The 17041-nt window shown below is 41.7% G+C and carries 13 protein-coding genes and 1 pseudogene; 8 read left to right on the top strand and 6 right to left on the bottom strand.

Annotated elements, in window-relative coordinates; genetic code table 11:
• Positions 1-76 precede the first annotated feature (76 nt).
• The 4 genes from D0T57_RS01985 to D0T57_RS01970 all read right to left on the bottom strand — a co-directional run bounded on the left by D0T57_RS01985 (position 77) and on the right by D0T57_RS01970 (position 5907).
• A complete protein-coding gene (locus D0T57_RS01985; protein ID WP_163270357.1) occupies positions 77-2230 on the bottom strand; it encodes a S9 family peptidase in 2154 nt (717 codons plus the stop codon).
• A gap of 163 nt (positions 2231-2393) precedes the next feature.
• Positions 2394-2651, bottom strand: a complete 258-nt coding sequence (locus tag D0T57_RS01980; RefSeq protein WP_163270355.1) for a hypothetical protein — start codon at positions 2649-2651, stop codon at positions 2394-2396.
• Positions 2652-3020: 369 nt separating this feature from the next.
• A complete protein-coding gene (locus D0T57_RS01975; RefSeq protein ID WP_163270626.1) occupies positions 3021-4034 on the bottom strand; it encodes a 2-oxoacid:ferredoxin oxidoreductase subunit beta in 1014 nt (337 codons plus the stop codon).
• Between the two features lie 22 nt (positions 4035-4056).
• Complete coding sequence (locus D0T57_RS01970) at positions 4057-5907, bottom strand: 2-oxoacid:acceptor oxidoreductase subunit alpha (protein WP_163270353.1); 1851 nt, start codon at positions 5905-5907, stop codon at positions 4057-4059.
• A 778-nt stretch (positions 5908-6685) separates the two neighbouring features.
• Here D0T57_RS01970 and D0T57_RS01965 point away from each other — a divergent pair.
• Positions 6686-7576, top strand: coding sequence for a class I SAM-dependent methyltransferase (locus tag D0T57_RS01965; protein WP_163270351.1), 891 nt, complete (start codon positions 6686-6688; stop codon positions 7574-7576).
• Positions 7577-7698: 122 nt separating this feature from the next.
• Entirely contained in the window at positions 7699-10362 is a 2664-nt protein-coding gene (locus tag D0T57_RS01960; RefSeq protein ID WP_163270349.1) for an AsmA-like C-terminal region-containing protein, read from the top strand.
• Positions 10363-10435: 73 nt separating this feature from the next.
• On the opposite strand, the pseudogene D0T57_RS15755 reads toward D0T57_RS01960, so the two are convergent.
• Positions 10436-10612: pseudogene (locus D0T57_RS15755) on the bottom strand (IS5/IS1182 family transposase); the annotation flags it as partial.
• 59 nt (positions 10613-10671) lie between these two features.
• Between D0T57_RS15755 and D0T57_RS01955 the strand changes: the two are divergent.
• The 5 genes from D0T57_RS01955 (at position 10672) to D0T57_RS01935 (ending at position 13809) form a co-directional block, all read left to right on the top strand.
• Positions 10672-10992 carry a helix-turn-helix transcriptional regulator gene (locus D0T57_RS01955; RefSeq protein ID WP_163270348.1) on the top strand — a complete coding sequence of 107 codons (321 nt, stop codon included), beginning with the start codon at positions 10672-10674 and terminating at the stop codon, positions 10990-10992.
• A gap of 88 nt (positions 10993-11080) precedes the next feature.
• Positions 11081-11509: a nitrophenyl compound nitroreductase subunit ArsF family protein gene (locus tag D0T57_RS01950; protein ID WP_163270347.1), complete on the top strand. Its 429-nt coding sequence runs from the start codon at positions 11081-11083 to the stop codon at positions 11507-11509.
• Positions 11509-12207, top strand: a complete 699-nt coding sequence (locus D0T57_RS01945; protein WP_163270624.1) for an aromatic aminobenezylarsenical efflux permease ArsG family transporter — start codon at positions 11509-11511, stop codon at positions 12205-12207. Before D0T57_RS01950 ends, D0T57_RS01945 begins: the two co-directional genes overlap by 1 nt.
• A 14-nt stretch (positions 12208-12221) precedes the next feature.
• Complete coding sequence (locus D0T57_RS01940) at positions 12222-12455, top strand: thioredoxin family protein (RefSeq protein WP_163270345.1); 234 nt, start codon at positions 12222-12224, stop codon at positions 12453-12455.
• A gap of 10 nt (positions 12456-12465) precedes the next feature.
• A complete protein-coding gene (locus D0T57_RS01935) occupies positions 12466-13809 on the top strand; it encodes a permease (protein ID WP_163270343.1) in 1344 nt (447 codons plus the stop codon).
• 489 nt (positions 13810-14298) lie between these two features.
• Here D0T57_RS01935 and rbr read toward each other — a convergent pair whose 3' ends face one another.
• Complete coding sequence (gene rbr, locus D0T57_RS01930; protein WP_163270341.1) at positions 14299-14877, bottom strand: rubrerythrin; 579 nt, start codon at positions 14875-14877, stop codon at positions 14299-14301.
• A gap of 257 nt (positions 14878-15134) precedes the next feature.
• Here rbr and D0T57_RS01925 point away from each other — a divergent pair, with 257 nt between their 5' ends.
• The gene (locus D0T57_RS01925) at positions 15135-16838 is read left to right on the top strand and encodes a SulP family inorganic anion transporter (RefSeq protein WP_163270339.1); all 1704 of its coding nucleotides are present in this window, start codon (positions 15135-15137) and stop codon (positions 16836-16838) included.
• The last annotated feature ends 203 nt before the right edge of the window (positions 16839-17041 follow it).

Here is a 17041-nt window from a genome sequence, read left to right as displayed (position 1 = left end):
TTTTGGGACACCTTCATCTCATAAATTATAAATATTTTTGTCTAATCAAAACTGTAACGGTTTTTTAGGACGAGACTTACATATTCTTCTTGAAGTAGTTGATTACCTTATTGTATAAATAAGTCCTATTTGCAGCACCACGTATAGAATGGTCTTTGTCGGTGAATACAAACATATCGAATTGCTTGTTAGCCCGAACCAAAGCGTCTGCATATTCCATCGTATTTTGGAAATGTACATTATCATCGGCCGAACCGTGTACTATCAGGAGGTTGCCTTCGAGCTGCGATGCCAGATCTATAGGCGCTCCCGCATCATATCCCGCATCATTTTGCTGCGGTGTACGCATATACCGTTCTGTATATACTGTATCGTAAAAACGCCAGTCGGTGACAGGTGCTATCGCTACCCCCGCCTTGAATATGCCGTTTCCGCGGCTCATACTCATCAGCACATTATAGCCGCCAAAACTCCACCCCCAGATGCCTATTTTGTTGCTATCTATGTAAGGCAGCGTTGCAAAATATTTTGCTGCAGCTATCTGGTCGTCAGACTCGTATATCCCCAGATTCATGTAAGTACATTTGCGAAACTCTTCTCCTCTAGCCCCTGTTCCCCTACCGTCTACGCAGGCTACTATAAATCCTTGTGTGGTGGCATAGTCGGTCCAGTCGATCACGAAACGGTCGCGCACCTGCTGCGAGTTTGGCCCGCTGTATTGAATCATTATCAGCGGGTATTTTTTCGAAGGATCGAAGTCTGAAGGTTTTAGTATATAAGCATTCAGGTCTTTGCCATCGGCAGATTTTACGGTTATAAATTCTTTAGCAGGTATATTCAGTGCTGACAACGAGCCTTGCAGTGCCGCATTATCATGCAATACTCTGAGCTGTTTGCCTGCGGCATCGTGTACAGTCACTATACGAGGGGTGGATGTGTTGGTGAAACTGTTGACGAAATACTTGCCGTTTTTGCTGAATTTGGCAGTATTAGTCCCTGCTTTAGCCGACAATTTGGTCTTCGTACCTTTCACCATGTCTACCTTATATATTTCCCTTCTCAACGGGCTTTCTTCTGCCGCTTCGTAAAATACAGCCTTAGAAACCGGATCGACTGCCAGAAATGCAGTTACATCGAAGTTACCGGAAGTAAGCTGCTTTTGCATCACGCCGGTTTTATCGTACAGGTACAGGTGCGAATAGCCTTCTTTTTCGCTCAGGTAGATAAACTGGTTGCCAAAAAAGTATGTAAATTCCACATTCACATAATCTACATATCGCTCGTTTTCTTCGTATAATACCGATTTTGCGACAGCCGAACGGGCATTTGCCACATAGAGGTTAAACTTGTTCTGATCCCTGTTCAGTGTAAATATGGCAAGGTCGTCGCCTTCGGGAAGAAACTCTATGCGCGGTATATATTCCGTATCGGCAGGGATGTTCATCTTGCGGATGGTCTTTGCATCTATATCGAACACATTGCAGGTCACTTTCGAGTTTTGTTCTCCCGCTTTCGGATATTTGAAAGCATAAAACTGGGGATACAACTGGTTGCTGTATATCTGCATAGGAAATAAAGGTACGTCCGACTCGTCGGTACGCACAAAAGCTAATAGTTGCCCGTCGGCAGAAAAATCCATCAGGCAGGTCGACTTAAATTCTTCTTCGTATACCCAGTCGGTGGCTCCGTTTATTATTTTGCCGTATTCGCCGTCTTTCGTTATCTGCGATTCGGTATCGAAATCGAATTTCGACAGCCATATATTGTTGTCTATCACATAGGCAAGCATACGCCCGTCGTGCGAGAAAGTCGGGATAGATTGCTTGCCCGGCTGCTCGGAGAGCTTACGCACCAAGTTGCGGCGTATATCGTAATAATAGTGCATAGCCTTGAATGAGTGGCGGTAAACGGGTTCGTATTCATTATACACTATCAGCCGTTTTTCGTCAGGGCTCATAATGAATCCCTGAAAAGAATCGAATGTGCATTCCCTTGCCTTTTTTACATCGAAAACGGTATCTACGGGCAACCCTGTCTTGTATGAGTATTTTATTATCTTCGAATAAGTTACATCAATCTGGAAGTACGATTCTCCATCGGCCGAAGAAACGCTATTGGGAGTTCCGGCCGGATAGTATTTGCCGGAGGTAATATCCCTTAGGTTGAGTTGTTGTGCGTTTGAAGTAATGCAATAGAGTAGGATGAATAATATTCCGAAAGCTTTTTTCATTGTTATTGTAAACTGTTAATCTGTAACTCTAATATGATAAGTATCTAATACAGGGCACAAAGATATTGACTATTTTTCAAAATATATTAGCATTAATAAACAAAAAGGAACCGTGCTACGGGTTCCTTTCCATTTCAGTATTCATTGTTATACCGTTTTTTCTTTACTCGGTTTCTTTGTGCCATTTGTATAATCTGCCATCTACAAATTGGAAAAACCAATGATTCTTGTACCTGTCTACATACTCCAAAGTTTGGTTGTTGTAGTCCTGCTGGCTTACAACGTTATATTTTTCGCCCATCAGATTTACTATCTGTTCGGGAGTCATTCCTAGCTGCACTTGCTTCAATTGATTATTGTAAGCTGTACCACAAGCTGTTAAGGCAGCCGCCATAATAAGGGTAAGTAATAATTTTTTCATAATGGATAACTTTTCTTCTATTTTATAATTATGAACAAACCAAAACCAGATTAGTTCACATTATAGTAAACGAAAAAAAGGGAAAGCTATTTTTTAGAGTCTGTTCAAATTTTATAGCAAATCTTTTTTATAGCTGTTTTTTTAATGGATTTTGTGTATTTTACTAATATGGAAAATACGCTAAAAAGAGCATAAAAAAGTTGCTAAGAACTATACTAAAGAACCTATAAGAAATATTTTCGCTAAAATTTAAACAGGCTCTAAATAATGGTAAATCATGTCAATCGGCGGCTAAATATAGATAACATTTCCGTTTCTTCATTTATCCAATTGTTAAACAAAGCTAGTATTAATATTCTTTCGGAAGAATTATTTTACCTCCCACACATCTTTTGTCATCAGATAGTCCCTGAGGGTGCGTACCGGATTTTTCCCTTGCACCTCCTTCATCTGAGCCATAAATTCACCATCGTAAGTAGGGGCGGCAACATCGCGTATTACGCCCAATGCCAGCGGCAAACCATTCTCCGGACTCATCAGCCCCAGCTTCAGGTGCAGTGTATTATCTGCCGACTTGGCATCGTGTACCAATATATCGTCGATAGTATAACCTTCCTGCCCTATCGTTACGCTTTTCAGCTGCCATCCATCCATCACCAGCCCTTTTTCGTTATTCATGCCGAAAAGCATTTTTTCGCCATGCTTGAGCATGATAGTACGCTCGGCTCTCCATGCTTTATCTACGATATTGCTATGAATAGCATCGTTAAATATAACACAGTTCTGCAATATTTCGACTACCGATGCACCCTTATGCTTAGCAGCTTCTACCAGTATATTAGTCGTGTTGGCCAAGTCGACGTCGATACAGCGCGCAAAGAAGTTGCCGCGTGCGCCCATCGCTAATTCCGAAGGGCAGAATGGGTCTTCCACCGTACCGTAAGGAGACGATTTAGATACAAATCCTCTGTCGGATGTAGGCGAAAACTGCCCTTTGGTCAACCCATATATTTTATTATTCAATAAGAGGATATTTATATCAATATTCCGGCGCACGGCATGTATAAAATGGTTGCCACCGATAGCGAGGCAATCGCCGTCGCCCGTCGCCAGCCATACTGAAAGTTCGGGCTTGGCAGTCTTCACACCCGTGGCTACAGCCGCACCGCGTCCGTGTATGGTATGGAAACCGTAAGTATTCATATAATATGGCAATCGCGACGAACATCCGATACCCGATATCACAGCCGTCATATGCGGTTTTATACCAAGCTCGGCCATAGCCTTGTGCAAGCAGTTGAGCAAGGCATGGTCGCCACAACCCGGACACCAACGTACATACTGGTCGCTTTTATAATCTTTAGCCTGAAAAGATGAGGCCATTTTCAAATTTATGTCCATATTATTATTCTCCTCCTAATTGTTGTTTTATAGCTTCTGTTAAATCTGAGATGGAAAACGGTTGACCTTCCACCTTGTTGTAACGCGAGAGTTGCAACTCCGGCACTTTCTCCATAAGGAAACCGGCAAATTGCCCGTTGTTTTGCTCTGCTACCAGTATTTTATCAAATTTCTTTAATAGAGCCGGTGCATTTTCAGGCAAAGGGCTGATAAAGCGGAAATGCGCCAAAGCTACATTATATCCTTCTGCATTTGCATTTTCCACGGCCTCGCGCACATGTCCGTAAGTACCTCCCCAACTTACAACCAACAAATCGGCGTCTTCGTCGCCTATAAGGTCTTGCTGAGGTATATATTCGGCTATCCTGTCTACCTTTGCTTGGCGAAGGTCTATCATCTTCTGGTGGTTGGCAGCATCGGTAGAGATAGCACCCGAGTCGTAATCTTTTTCCAAGCCGCCTATACGGTGTGTATATCCTTCGAGCCCGGCAGCAGCCCAATAGCGGGCAAAAGTTACATCATCGCGCAAAGCGCTACGCCATTCGTTTGCATCTACCAGCGATTGGTCGTGCGGCACTATCGGTGGATATTTTTCCATATCGGGTATTCGCCATGCCGAAGCACCATTGGCAATATATCCATCGGTAAGCAGTATAACGGGGGTTATGTGTTCTATTGCTATTTTCGATGCCCAATATGCCATATCGAAGCAGTCGGTAGGTGTAGCCGCAGCCATCACCACGATAGGGCTTTCGCCATTCCGTCCGTAAAGAGCCTGGCGAAGATCGGTTTGCTCCGTCTTGGTAGGCAAGCCTGTAGATGGGCCTCCACGTTGCACATCTATTACCACGAGAGGCAATTCTGCCATTACCGCCAAGCCGATAGCTTCGCTTTTCAAGGCGAGACCCGGTCCCGAAGTAGATGTAGCAGCAAGGCTACCTGCAAAGCTTGCACCTATTGCGGTACATACTCCGGCTATTTCGTCTTCCACCTGAATGGCTTTGACTCCCAGTTGTTTGAATTTTACCAACTCCTGTAAGATTTCCGTTGCAGGCGTTATCGGGTACGAACCCAAGAATAAAGGTTTCCCCGAATTTTCAGACGCTGCTATCAAGCCGTAAGCCGTAGCTACATTACCGTTCACATCCAGATAGAACCCTTTGTCTATATTTACTGTCTCTACCCTGTAAGAGGCTATCGACATATCGGTATTCTGCCCATAATTGTATCCGTCGGTTAGTACTTTCAGGTTGGCTTCTACCAATATCGGTTTCTTGGCAAATTTGGCCGACAGCATATGGTTAGCCACATCCAGCGGACGATTGAAAAGCCAGCAAACAAGTCCCAGCGCAAACATATTCTTGCAGCGTAGGCGCGACTTCATATCCAAATCCGTGCTTTCGAGGCTGCTTTTGGTCAGGGAAGTTACCGGTACGCTGATTACCTGTTGTGTGGTAAGCCCCAGTTCGGAAAAAGGGCTTTCTGTTGCAAACAGAGCTTTTTCGAGGTCTTTCTTGGTGAATGAGTCGGAATCTACAACAATTACCGAATCTTCCTTCAGGTATTTCACATTCACTTTCAGGGCGGCAGGGTTCATCGCCACCAATACATCGGTTTTCTCTCCCGAGTTGTAGATCTGGCTACCCAGATGCACCTGAAAACCCGATACGCCCGAGAGCGTTCCTTGCGGAGCCCTTATCTCGGCCGGAAAGTCGGGAAATGTTGAAATCTCATTGCCGAAGATGGCCGAAAGATTCGAGAAAATGGTTCCTGTCAATTGCATTCCATCGCCTGAATCGCCTGAAAAACGTATGACAATGTCTTTTACGTCTTTAATTTCTACTGTGTTTTGCATGCTTCTTTCTATAATGATAGATAGTTTGTTTCGAAAAATCAAAACAAAGAAAGAAAAGTATTGATGAATAAGCAAACTTATTTAAAGAAAAAATGTCATAAATTACTATTCCTTGATTCTATTTTTTATATACAAAAAGAAAAGAATAGCTCAAAAAGATAGTTTTTTACCAAAAATGTAATCAATTTGAACCGCAGATGGCTTAAAATTCCTCAAGAGAATATATTTTTTTGTTTTTTTATAATATACTGGTATATTTGCTTGCATATCCCTATAATATTAATGAAGTCGTCTCGACTTTTTATTTTTTACCACAGAGTTAAAGGAGCTTTTCTCTTTAAAGTAGAATAACAAATATATTATCAATCACAAATAGTCTTTATTTATGCGAATCAGCAGTTAGAATCTAGGTGCAAAACGTTCTTTTTTATACTGCGCACAATCACAGATTGTTTGCGTCCCTTTTGGCCTAAGCCCCAAAAGGAAGGGTAAGCCCGGGAGGGCGCGACAGTATGAGCCAATGATAAAATATTAAAATCATGATTGCTTTTATGCAGTATATAAAAGAACATATAACTTAACGACCGATTTGCTCTATGTTGAAAATGTCAATATGAGTTCTATACGAAATAATTTTTTACCTAATTTTAGCGCAAGTATCATTTATAAGCCTAATTTTGTAAGGTTAAAACCAAAGACGGAAAGCGGGTTCTGTTACGAACACCAGATTTCGCTCGACCTTTCGTTCAAGGTAAAATTACTTAGCGGGAAATAAATTATGCAACTTTTAAAACCTCAACATTGGGTTGACTACGAACTGATAGACTCCGGCGAATACGAAAAACTGGAGCGTTTCGGAAAATATATTATAAGAAGGCCTGAGCCTCAAGCCGTATGGCGCAAATCGCTATCGGAGAAAGAATGGGAAAACGCCGACGCCTTCTTCAAACGCGAGAAAGGAAAAGCATCGCACGACGGCAACGATAAGGGCACATGGATACAACAAAAAAATATGCCCGACCAATGGTATATCGACTACCAATATAAAGGCATGAAGCTGAAATTCAGGTTAGGACTAACCTCCTTCAAGCATGTGGGCATTTTTCCCGAACAGGCGGAGAATTGGAATTTCATATACGATACGGTAAAAAACATGAAAGCCGATTCGCCCAAAGTGCTCAACCTCTTTGCCTATACAGGTGGTGCATCCATTGCGGCACGTAGTGCAGGGGCAGATATTACTCATGTGGACTCGGTAAAGCAGGTGGTAACATGGTCGCGGCAAAATATGGAAGCATCGGGATTGGATAATATACGCTGGGTGGTGGAAGACGCCCTGAAGTATTGCCGGCGCGAGGTGAAACGCGGCAACCTGTACAACGGCATCATCCTCGACCCGCCCGCTTATGGACGTGGACCTGATGGCGAAAAATGGGTATTGGAAGAAAATATTGCCGAACTGATGCAACTATGCAGCCAATTATTGCATAAGGAAAATGCTTTCCTTATCCTCAACCTATATTCTATGGGATTTTCGGCAGTGATAGCTGAGAACCTTATCAAAGATTATTTCCCGGCAGCCAGGCAAATTCAATATGGCGAACTACTGATACCCGAACGCTCTGCCAAAAATCTGCCGCTAAGCATTTACGCCCGTTTTGTTAAATAATGCAACCATAATTTAAACTTTTAACAAAAAACAAGTAACTTGCAGCGTTTTGTCCACAAAAAATAAAACATATACACAAACATTACGTTTATAAGATACAAAACAAATTAAACTATAACTTTATGAAAAAAGGATTGACAATTGCCGCTATCGTAGTGGGTGTTATCATTTTAGCAATGGTAGCTATCCCTTTTCTTTTCAAAGATAAGATAAAGGACGCCGTGCTGAATGTTGCTAATGAACAACTGAATGCAAAAGTAGAGATCGAAGACTTCGGACTGAATCTTTTCTCCAACTTCCCGAACGCAACCCTATCGCTGGATGGGGCAACAGTAATTGGTGTAGACGACTTTGCTGCCGATACATTGCTCAACGCTAAATCGGCTAGTGTAACTATAGACCTGATGAGCCTTTTTGGCGATAATTATAAGATATCGAAAATCGACCTCAACCAAGTTTCCCTCCTTGCAAAAGTGCTGGAAGACGGGCGAGCCAATTACGATATCGTAAAAACAGATTCTACAGCTACCGAAGCGGCTGACGAAAGCAGTTCGCCATTCAAGTTGAACCTGAAAAAAATATCGGTTAGCGATTGTAATGTAGTGTACCAGAACGATTCTACAAAAATGAAAGCTATCCTCAATAAATGGAACGGCGAGATATCGGGAGACTTCTCGGCTAGCGAAACTACATTGAAGACTAATTCTACAATAGAAGAACTTTCCTTCATTATGGAAGGGGTTCCATTCCTCAACAAAGTGAAGGCTAGTGTTTTTGCAGATGTAAATGCCGATATGGATAATATGAAATTTACATTCAACAAGAGCGAACTGGCTATAAACGACTTGAAAGCCTCTATCGACGGATGGCTCGCCATGTTGGGCAAAGACTATGAAGACATGGAGTTCGACTTGAAACTAAATGCACCCGACACGCAGTTCAAGGACATACTCTCGCTTGTTCCGGCTATGTACACCGCCGACTTCAAAGACGTGAAAACTGCAGGTACAGCTTCGCTCGATGCTTCGGTAAAAGGATTGTGGCAAGGAGAATCTTATCCCGCATTCGATGTTAAGATTAATGTAAGCGATGCCATGTTCCAGTACCCATCGCTGCCTAAATCGGTAAATGATATAAATGTAGCCGTCGACATAAACAGTAAGGGTGGAAGCCTAGACAATACGGTTGTAGATGTCAGCAGCTTTAAATTCAACCTAGGAGGAAATCCTTTTAACGGTAGTTTCAATATGTCTACCCCTATGAGCGACCCGAATATCAAATTCCATGCTAACGGTACTCTCAACCTCGGCATGATAAAAGAGGTTTATCCTTTGGAAAAAGGAACTGAACTGAACGGTATTCTCAATGCCAACCTCAACATTGCCACCCGTATGTCGGCTATCGAAAAAGAGCAATACGAAAATGTATCGGCTTCGGGTAACCTCAAACTGACCAACATGGTTTACAAAGGAGAAGATATGCCTGAGGTTTTGATAAACAATGCTTCGCTTGAGTTCACTCCTCGCTACGTAAACCTGCCTGCTCTGGACGTTAAGATAGGCAAGAACGATATATCGGCAAACGGACGCCTCGAAAACTTCATTGCATATGCACTGAAAGATCAAACATTGAAAGGACAATTGAATATAAAATCAAATTACCTGAACGCCAACGACTTCATCAGCGAAGAGACGGCTACCGGCGAGACTACCGAAGGTTCTACTTCGACCACCGAAGATATCATTATACCTAAAAATCTTGATTTTGCATTGAACGCTGCGCTCAATCAGGTGATATATAGCAAAATCAACATTACTAATATGGCCGGTAACATGTCCATCAAAAACGGTGTATTGAACCTACAAAATGTGAGTGCCAACGCATTGGGAGGTTCGTGCAAAGTATCAGGTTACTACGATACATCTGAGCCTAAAACTCCAAAAGTAAACTTCGACCTTGCCTTGTCGAACGTATCGTTTGCCGAAACGTTCAAGTCGGTAGAGTCTATCCGGAAATTCGCTCCTATCTTCGAAAACCTGATAGGTACATACTCTATGAACCTGAAATTCAACACCTCGCTGGGACAATCGATACTGCAAACCCTTGCCGGCCTTACTGGTAGCGGAGCTTTGCAAACCAGTAATGTACAAGTTCAGAACGTAACAGCATTGAACGCTCTTGCCTCAGCACTGAAAGTAGATGCGCTGAAATCAATATCGCCTAAAGACCTGAACCTGCCGTTCTCTATCGACAACGGTAAGATTACTTCCAAGCCTTTCAACCTGAATATAGGCGACGGAGGTGTGATGAAACTCGAAGGTTCTACAGGATTAGACCAGAGCATTGATTATAAAGGAACGATTACACTTCCTAAATCGTTGAGCAACAATTTCATCAACAATGTACCTATTACTATTGGCGGGACATTCACAAGCCCTAAAATCGGCGTAGACACCAAATCGCTGGTAAGCAATACTATATCTTCTGCTCTCGGCGAAGCATTAGGTGGCGAGAAAGGTAGCGACTTGTCGGCAACTGTATCGGCAGAAAAAGAAAAGCAAATAGCCAAAATCCGTCAGGAAGCGGATGCTGCCGCCAAAAAGCTTGTAGAAGAGGCTCAAAAACAATCGGATAATCTGGTAGCGAAAGCTAGTAACCCGTTGACAAAAGCTGCTGCACAAGCTGCCGGTAAAAAACTGGTAGATGAAGCTGAAAAACAAGCTAAAAACCTGAGAGATAAGGCGGAAGAGCAAATAAAGAAAATAGAAGGAAGTTCGGCAGAATAAGTTTTTGCACGAAGACTAGATAGAGAGAGGAAGGTGTCCCAAAAGCGGATACCTTCTTTTGTAGTATAAAGTCGTAGCCCTCTTTCATGCGCATGAAAGTCGCATCTTTATCGGTTTTACTATAGGAGCTATGATCCCCGAGTTTCACTATTTGCTTTTCATACTTTTCCAACCGGGGTAAAAAGTCTTCCTGAAGCTGGAGAACCTGTTTGCGCTCTATTTTATCCATTTTCTCCAAACGATTGTTCAACTGTAATTTTGCGAATTGAAAATCTGTTCGTATATTCGCGAACTGAAAATAATAAAGCAATGCAAAAGCAAGAACTTACAAAGGAACAGGAACAGATGGCACGTTTTGCTAAAGCTATGGGGCATCCCATACGGATAGCAATACTCCAGATGCTCGCTAATCAGACATGTTGTTTTCACGGGGATATGTCGGAGGTGTTACCTATTGCCAAAAGCACCTTATCCCAGCATTTGAATGAACTGAAAGATGCCGGATTAATACAGGGGGAGATTACACCTCCGACAGTTAAATATTGTATCAGTAAAGAAAATTGGGCTTTAGTAAAAGAACTGTTAGGCGGATTTATAGAAAGTGTCGCCACATCGAAAGGAGACTGTTGATAGCTATTTTTTTACCTGAAATATTCGTTGAATTACGAACTGCGAACAGAAGATATAAAGTTAAACGATAATTCTAAAAACAATCAACATGAAAAAGAGCATTTTAATCGGACTTTTTGCCGTAATGTTAATTGCCTGCGGCGGTAATACGCAAAAGAACAATGAACAAGTTGCCGGAACAGAAGAAAAAGAACAAGTAGTGGATGCTTCCATTGTAAATGTCTACTATTTCCACGGCAAACAACGCTGCAAAACCTGTATTGCCGTTGGCGATGTAACAGAAAAGACTATTAAAGAGCTTTATGCAAACAATTCTCATGTAAAATTCATTGAAGTAAAAACCGATGAAGAACAAAATGCTTCGCTTGTAGAAAAATACGAAGTAACATGGAATGCCCTCATAATCGCTAAAGGGGACGACCATATCGAAATAACCAAAGAGGCATTTGCCAATGCTTTGGACAATCCGGAAAAACTTACTGACCTTATCAAAACCGAAGTCGATAAAAGGTTATGATGGACTATTTGCAAAACCTTGCTGACGGATCGAACTGGCCAATATTAACAGCCTTCGTATTGGGATTGATGACTGCCATCAGCCCTTGTCCGCTGGCTACTAACATCACAGCTACAGCTTATTTAAGCAAAGATATTGCTGATAAAAAACGGGTGCTCTTCAATGGAGTATTCTACACACTTGGCAGAATGTTTACTTATACGGCACTTGGGCTGATTTTCAATTTTGGAGCAAGTCAGTTTCAGGTAGCACGACTATTGCAAAACATTGGAGGTCTGTGGCTTGGTATAGCATTGGTCATTATTGGAATATTTATGTTGGATATTCTCAAAATAAAGGTTCCGGGAATGAGTAAATTGACCTCAAAGATAGAAAACAAGGAAGGAAAGAAAACCTATTGGGATGCATTTCTTCTTGGGCTACTCTTTGCACTTGCTTTCTGCCCATACAGCGGTGTACTTTACTTTGGAGGCTTAATTCCTATAACCATTGCCAGCCCGTCGGGATTGCTGCTTCCTCCTGTATTTGCCATAGCCACAGGGTTACCTGTCATAATTATAGCATGGCTTTTGGCATACAGCGTTAGCAATGTGGGCAAATTCTATAACAAAATGAATGCTTTTCAAAAGTGGTTCAAATGGATTGTGGCGGCGATATTTATCATAGTCGGAATCTATTACATTATAACTGGAATTTAACAACAATAACAAATATGGAAATCATCGTATTAGGTACAGGTTGTGCCAAATGTAAAACAACCTACGAAACTGTAAAGAAAGTAATCGAGGAAAACAATCTGGACATAAATCTCTCCAAACAAGAAGATATTATGGAAATCATGAAGTATAATGTAATGAGTTTGCCCGGTGTAGTTGTGGACGGCGAAGTAAAGATCAAAGGTCATGTCCCTTCCGAAAGCGAAATCCGCAAATTGTTAGGAGTATAATAAAAACTGTATGGAAACTAAAAAAGAGCTGAAAATCCTACTCTGGATAGTTGTTATCTTTACGGCAATATTTTTCCTGCCGTTAGGTAGTGAACGGTTTACGACTGCGATTGATGCTACACTCGACTTGTCGAAATGGTATGCGCAGGAGCACGTTGTCATGTGCCTTTTGCCTGCCTTTTTCATTGCAGGCGTGATAGCGGTCTTTATCAGTCAGGGTGCAGTATTGAAATACTTCGGAGCCAATGCAAAGAAATGGCTTTCCTATACGGTAGCAGCCGTTTCGGGTGCTATTCTGGCGGTATGCTCCTGTACCATTCTCCCACTATTTACCAGTATCTACAAACGTGGAGCCGGATTAGGCCCGGCTATCGCGTTCCTCTACTCCGGCCCGGCAATCAGCATACTATCTATCATTCTTACCTGGCGTATTCTCGGAACGGAGATGGGTGTTGCCCGTATGATTGGCGCAATTCTTTTTTCTGTCATCATCGGTTTAATAATGGCACTTATATACCGGAAAGAAGAAAAAGCTAAGAAGGAAGAACAGATGAATATAGTCGTTTCTCCGGCTAAACGTCCGATGTCGCAAACGATGTTTCATTTCTTCACTTTAGTTTTGATACTTGTCTTTGCTAATTGGGGTGCTCCGGCAGCAAATGACACTTCAAGTATATGGTTCTACATATTTACTTATAAATGGTATGTCACAGGATTACTGGCTCTTATGCTTGCCTATTCGCTTATTGCCATTCTGAAAATTAAATGGCATTGGGTCGTAGCCGGAGTTATTGTTACGGCGGGTTCGGCAGTATTGGCAAACCTGTTTATACCGAATACTAAACTAATTCCACTTGTACCTATGGTGGTTGGTATCGCCTCGCTGTCGCTTATGACGCTGTTTGATAAGCGAGATGCAGAGAACCGCGAATGGACTTTATCGGCATGGGGATTTGCTAAACAGATTATGCCGCTTTTGGCTATCGGTGTAGTAACGGCAGGTTTTCTGCTCGGCTCATCCCACGACAATACTGCAATTGCGGGTGTGATACCCAATGAATGGATTGAGTGGGCGGTTGGCGGAAACTCTCTGTTGTCAAATTTCTTCGCCAGCTTCACGGGAGCGTTTATGTATTTTGCCACATTGACCGAAGTGCCAATCATTCAAGGATTACTTGCTTCCGGTATGGGAAAAGGTCCTGCATTGGCTTTGCTGTTGGCTGGTCCTTCGCTTTCGCTACCGAATATGCTCGTTATACGGGGTGTTATGGGTACGCAAAAGACTGTTATCTACGTAGCGTTGGTTATTATTATGGCGACAATTTCCGGTCTTGTTTATGGGACATTTTTTTAAGAGTCTGTTTAAGAGCCTGTTTAGATTTTAGCGAAAATATTTCTTATAGGTTCTTTAATATGGTTCTTAGCAACTTTTTTATGCTCTTTTTAGCGTATTTTCCATATTTTGCTCTCGGTTTAGCCCGCTAAACCAGCAAGTAAAACACGTAAAATCCATCTAAAAACAGCTATAAAAAAGATTAGCTATAAAATTTAAACAGACTCTAAATTTTGTTCAACAATAATTTTATAATTTCTCATATCTTTCTGTCATCCTGAACGGAGTGAAGGATCTCCTTTTGAGAGTCGAGATCCTTCGTTATTCTCAGAAACATCGTTCGACCGAACGAAATGTAGTTAACGACAAAGAATATAATATTTTTGACAGTGCAATCCTATTTTTGGGACACCCCTCCTTGTTCTGGTTATATGACACACCCTCATAGTATTTCCTCTTTATCTTTTGTGGGAATCAACATCGCAAACTGCTGTCATTCCACTTTCCTTATTAGAAATTCCATTTCAATGGTTCGAAGTATGCCTGAGGATGTAAGCATGCAGGGCAAGTCTTCGGAGCTTTCTTACCGTTGATAACAAAACCACAATTACGGCACTGCCAGTCGATAGCTTCTTCGCGAGAGAATACCCCTTCGCTTTGTACACGCGCCAAAAGAGCCCTGTAACGGTCTTCGTGCATATTTTCTACCTTGGCTATCATGCGGTACATTACAGCAACCTCTTTGAAGCCTTCCTTTTCGGCTATATCGGCAAATGCAGGATAGTCTACATACCATTCTTCGTGCTCGCCGGCAGCAGCTTCGATAAGGTTTTCTTCGGTCGTACCTATTTTTCCGGCAGGATAAGAGGCCGTAATTTCGACCATGCCCCCTTCCAGAAATTTAAACATACGCTTAGCATGCTCTTTTTCCTGGTCGGCTGTTTCGAGGAAGATGGCTGCTATTTGCTCATAGCCTTCTTTTTTAGCCACACTAGCAAAGAATGTATAGCGCGTCCGTGCCTGAGATTCTCCGGCAAACGATTTCAATAGACATTTTTCAGTCTCAGTTCCTTTAATACTTTTTTCCATAACTTTTTCAGATAATTTAAATGATAGTTTATACAAATTTAATATTTATATACATTTGGCGAAAAGATTGAAAATCATTTTATACCTTTGCGGGCATTAAATGAAATTGCTAATAAGATGAAATTCTCTTTAGTGTTAGTTACTTAGTTGTTAAGTTATACAAATTGTTTATAGACATTATCTTATGCTTATAGACATTATTAATATGCAGTAAGTTATTTTCTAAACACTCAATCTCCTATTTTTGTTCACCCCTTATGAAAAAGAAACTGTTGAAGGATTTTACTCCTCAGTTGTTTATTTCGTTGAAAACATACGATAAGGAAAAGTTTGTCAACGACCTTATGTCCGGCCTTATAGTAGGTATTGTAGCCTTGCCTCTGGCTTTGGCGTTTGGTATCGCATCGGGAGTAACGCCCGAGCAAGGTATTATCACGGCTATTATTGCCGGATTTATCATTTCATTTCTGGGGGGGAGCCGTGTACAAATCGGAGGTCCTACCGGGGCATTCATCGTTATAGTATATGGTGTTGTCCAGAATTATGGAATACAGGGTTTGATTATAGCCACTATCATAGCCGGGGTCATACTAGTGCTATTGGGTGTGTTCAAACTCGGCAAGATTATCAAGTTTATACCATATCCAATCATCGTAGGCTTTACCAGTGGTATTGCCGTCACTATATTTACTACACAGATAGCTGACATATTCGGACTCGATTTTAATGGAGAAAAAGTGCCGGGAGACTTTGTCGGTAAGTGGATTATCTACTTCAGGCACTTTGATACTATCAACTGGTGGAATACGATAGTAAGCATCGGCAGTATTTTAATCATCGTTCTTACTCCCAGGATCGTAAAGAAGATACCGGGTTCGCTGGTTGCAATTATCATCGTAACGGCAATTGTTTATTTCCTGAAAAACTACTTTGGCATAACTGTTATAGATACCATTGGCGACCGTTTCAGCATCAACACAACCCTGCCCGAAGCCGAAATACCGGATATCAATATGCAGACGATTACCGACCTGCTGCCTGTAGCAATCACCATCGCACTGCTGGGAGCTATAGAATCGTTGCTGTCGGCTACTGTGGCAGATGGTGTAATAGGAGGCGAGAAGCATAATTCGAATACAGAACTTATAGCCCAAGGTGTAGCTAATATTATTACGCCCTTGTTTGGTGGTATTCCTGCCACGGGAGCTATAGCCCGCACTATGACTAATATAAATAATGGAGGGCGCACGCCCGTTGCCGGAATTATACATGCAGTAGTCCTTTTATTGATTTTATTGCTGTTGATGCCATTGGCACAATATATACCGATGGCTTGCCTGGCAGGAGTATTGGTTATTGTGTCGTACAATATGAGTGAATGGCGGACATTCAGGGCATTATTGAAAAATCCTAAGTCGGATGTTGCAGTATTGCTCATCACTTTTTTCCTTACAGTTATATTCGACCTCACAATAGCTATAGAAGTCGGGTTGATATTAGCAGTGGTGCTATTTATGAAACGGATAAACGAAGTAACTCAGGTGTCGGTTATAAAAGATAAGCTCGACCTGACTAAAGAAACAGAATTTGCACACGTCGACGAAGTCCTAACCTTGCCACAAGGCGTTGAGGTATATGAAATAGACGGCCCCTTCTTCTTTGGTATAGCCAATAAGTTTGAAGAAAGTATGCGTATTATCGGCGATAAATCGAAGGTGCGTATTATCCGTATGCGCAAAGTGCCGTTTATAGACTCCACAGGGCTTCATAATCTGGAAAGCCTTTGCAAAAAATCAATGAAAGGTGGCATTCAGATTGTTTTGTCCGGGGTAGGTGAAGAAGTTCATAGCGTGATAGAAAACTCCTCGATACCTCAAATGATAGGGAAAGAAAATATTTGCGATAATATTAGTATAGCATTGCAAAGAGCTGAAATAATAATTGCTGCAAAAAACAATTGACCTGGCAATCGTTTTCACTGGTGCCATATTGAAGCCAAATAATCAATGTATTATATCCATTTCTTTTAAAATGGCAAGTAAAGATATTCGTTAAAATAATCTTAAAAATTAACCATACTTGCTCTTATTTTGGTTAATATTTGATTGCAAAATAAAAAATATCTACTTTTGCCCACGACAAACTTTATAAAATTTTATTTAAT

The sequence above is a fragment of the Dysgonomonas sp. 511 genome, assembly GCF_010501105.1.
GTDB lineage: Bacteria > Bacteroidota > Bacteroidia > Bacteroidales > Dysgonomonadaceae > Dysgonomonas.
Note: the sequence above shows the minus strand (reverse complement) of the source record. Positions and strands in the feature narration are given on the sequence as shown.

Coding starts and splice junctions, on each gene's coding strand:
- D0T57_RS01985 (WP_163270357.1), bottom strand. CDS start 2,230: ATGAAAAAAGCTTTCGGAATATTATTCATCCTACTCTATTGCATTACT.
- D0T57_RS01980 (WP_163270355.1), bottom strand. CDS start 2,651: ATGAAAAAATTATTACTTACCCTTATTATGGCGGCTGCCTTAACAGCT.
- D0T57_RS01975 (WP_163270626.1), bottom strand. CDS start 4,034: ATGGCCTCATCTTTTCAGGCTAAAGATTATAAAAGCGACCAGTATGTA.
- D0T57_RS01970 (WP_163270353.1), bottom strand. CDS start 5,907: ATGCAAAACACAGTAGAAATTAAAGACGTAAAAGACATTGTCATACGT.
- D0T57_RS01965 (WP_163270351.1), top strand. CDS start 6,686: ATGCAACTTTTAAAACCTCAACATTGGGTTGACTACGAACTGATAGAC.
- D0T57_RS01960 (WP_163270349.1), top strand. CDS start 7,699: ATGAAAAAAGGATTGACAATTGCCGCTATCGTAGTGGGTGTTATCATT.
- D0T57_RS01955 (WP_163270348.1), top strand. CDS start 10,672: ATGCAAAAGCAAGAACTTACAAAGGAACAGGAACAGATGGCACGTTTT.
- D0T57_RS01950 (WP_163270347.1), top strand. CDS start 11,081: ATGAAAAAGAGCATTTTAATCGGACTTTTTGCCGTAATGTTAATTGCC.
- D0T57_RS01945 (WP_163270624.1), top strand. CDS start 11,509: ATGGACTATTTGCAAAACCTTGCTGACGGATCGAACTGGCCAATATTA.
- D0T57_RS01940 (WP_163270345.1), top strand. CDS start 12,222: ATGGAAATCATCGTATTAGGTACAGGTTGTGCCAAATGTAAAACAACC.
- D0T57_RS01935 (WP_163270343.1), top strand. CDS start 12,466: ATGGAAACTAAAAAAGAGCTGAAAATCCTACTCTGGATAGTTGTTATC.
- rbr (WP_163270341.1), bottom strand. CDS start 14,877: ATGGAAAAAAGTATTAAAGGAACTGAGACTGAAAAATGTCTATTGAAA.
- D0T57_RS01925 (WP_163270339.1), top strand. CDS start 15,135: ATGAAAAAGAAACTGTTGAAGGATTTTACTCCTCAGTTGTTTATTTCG.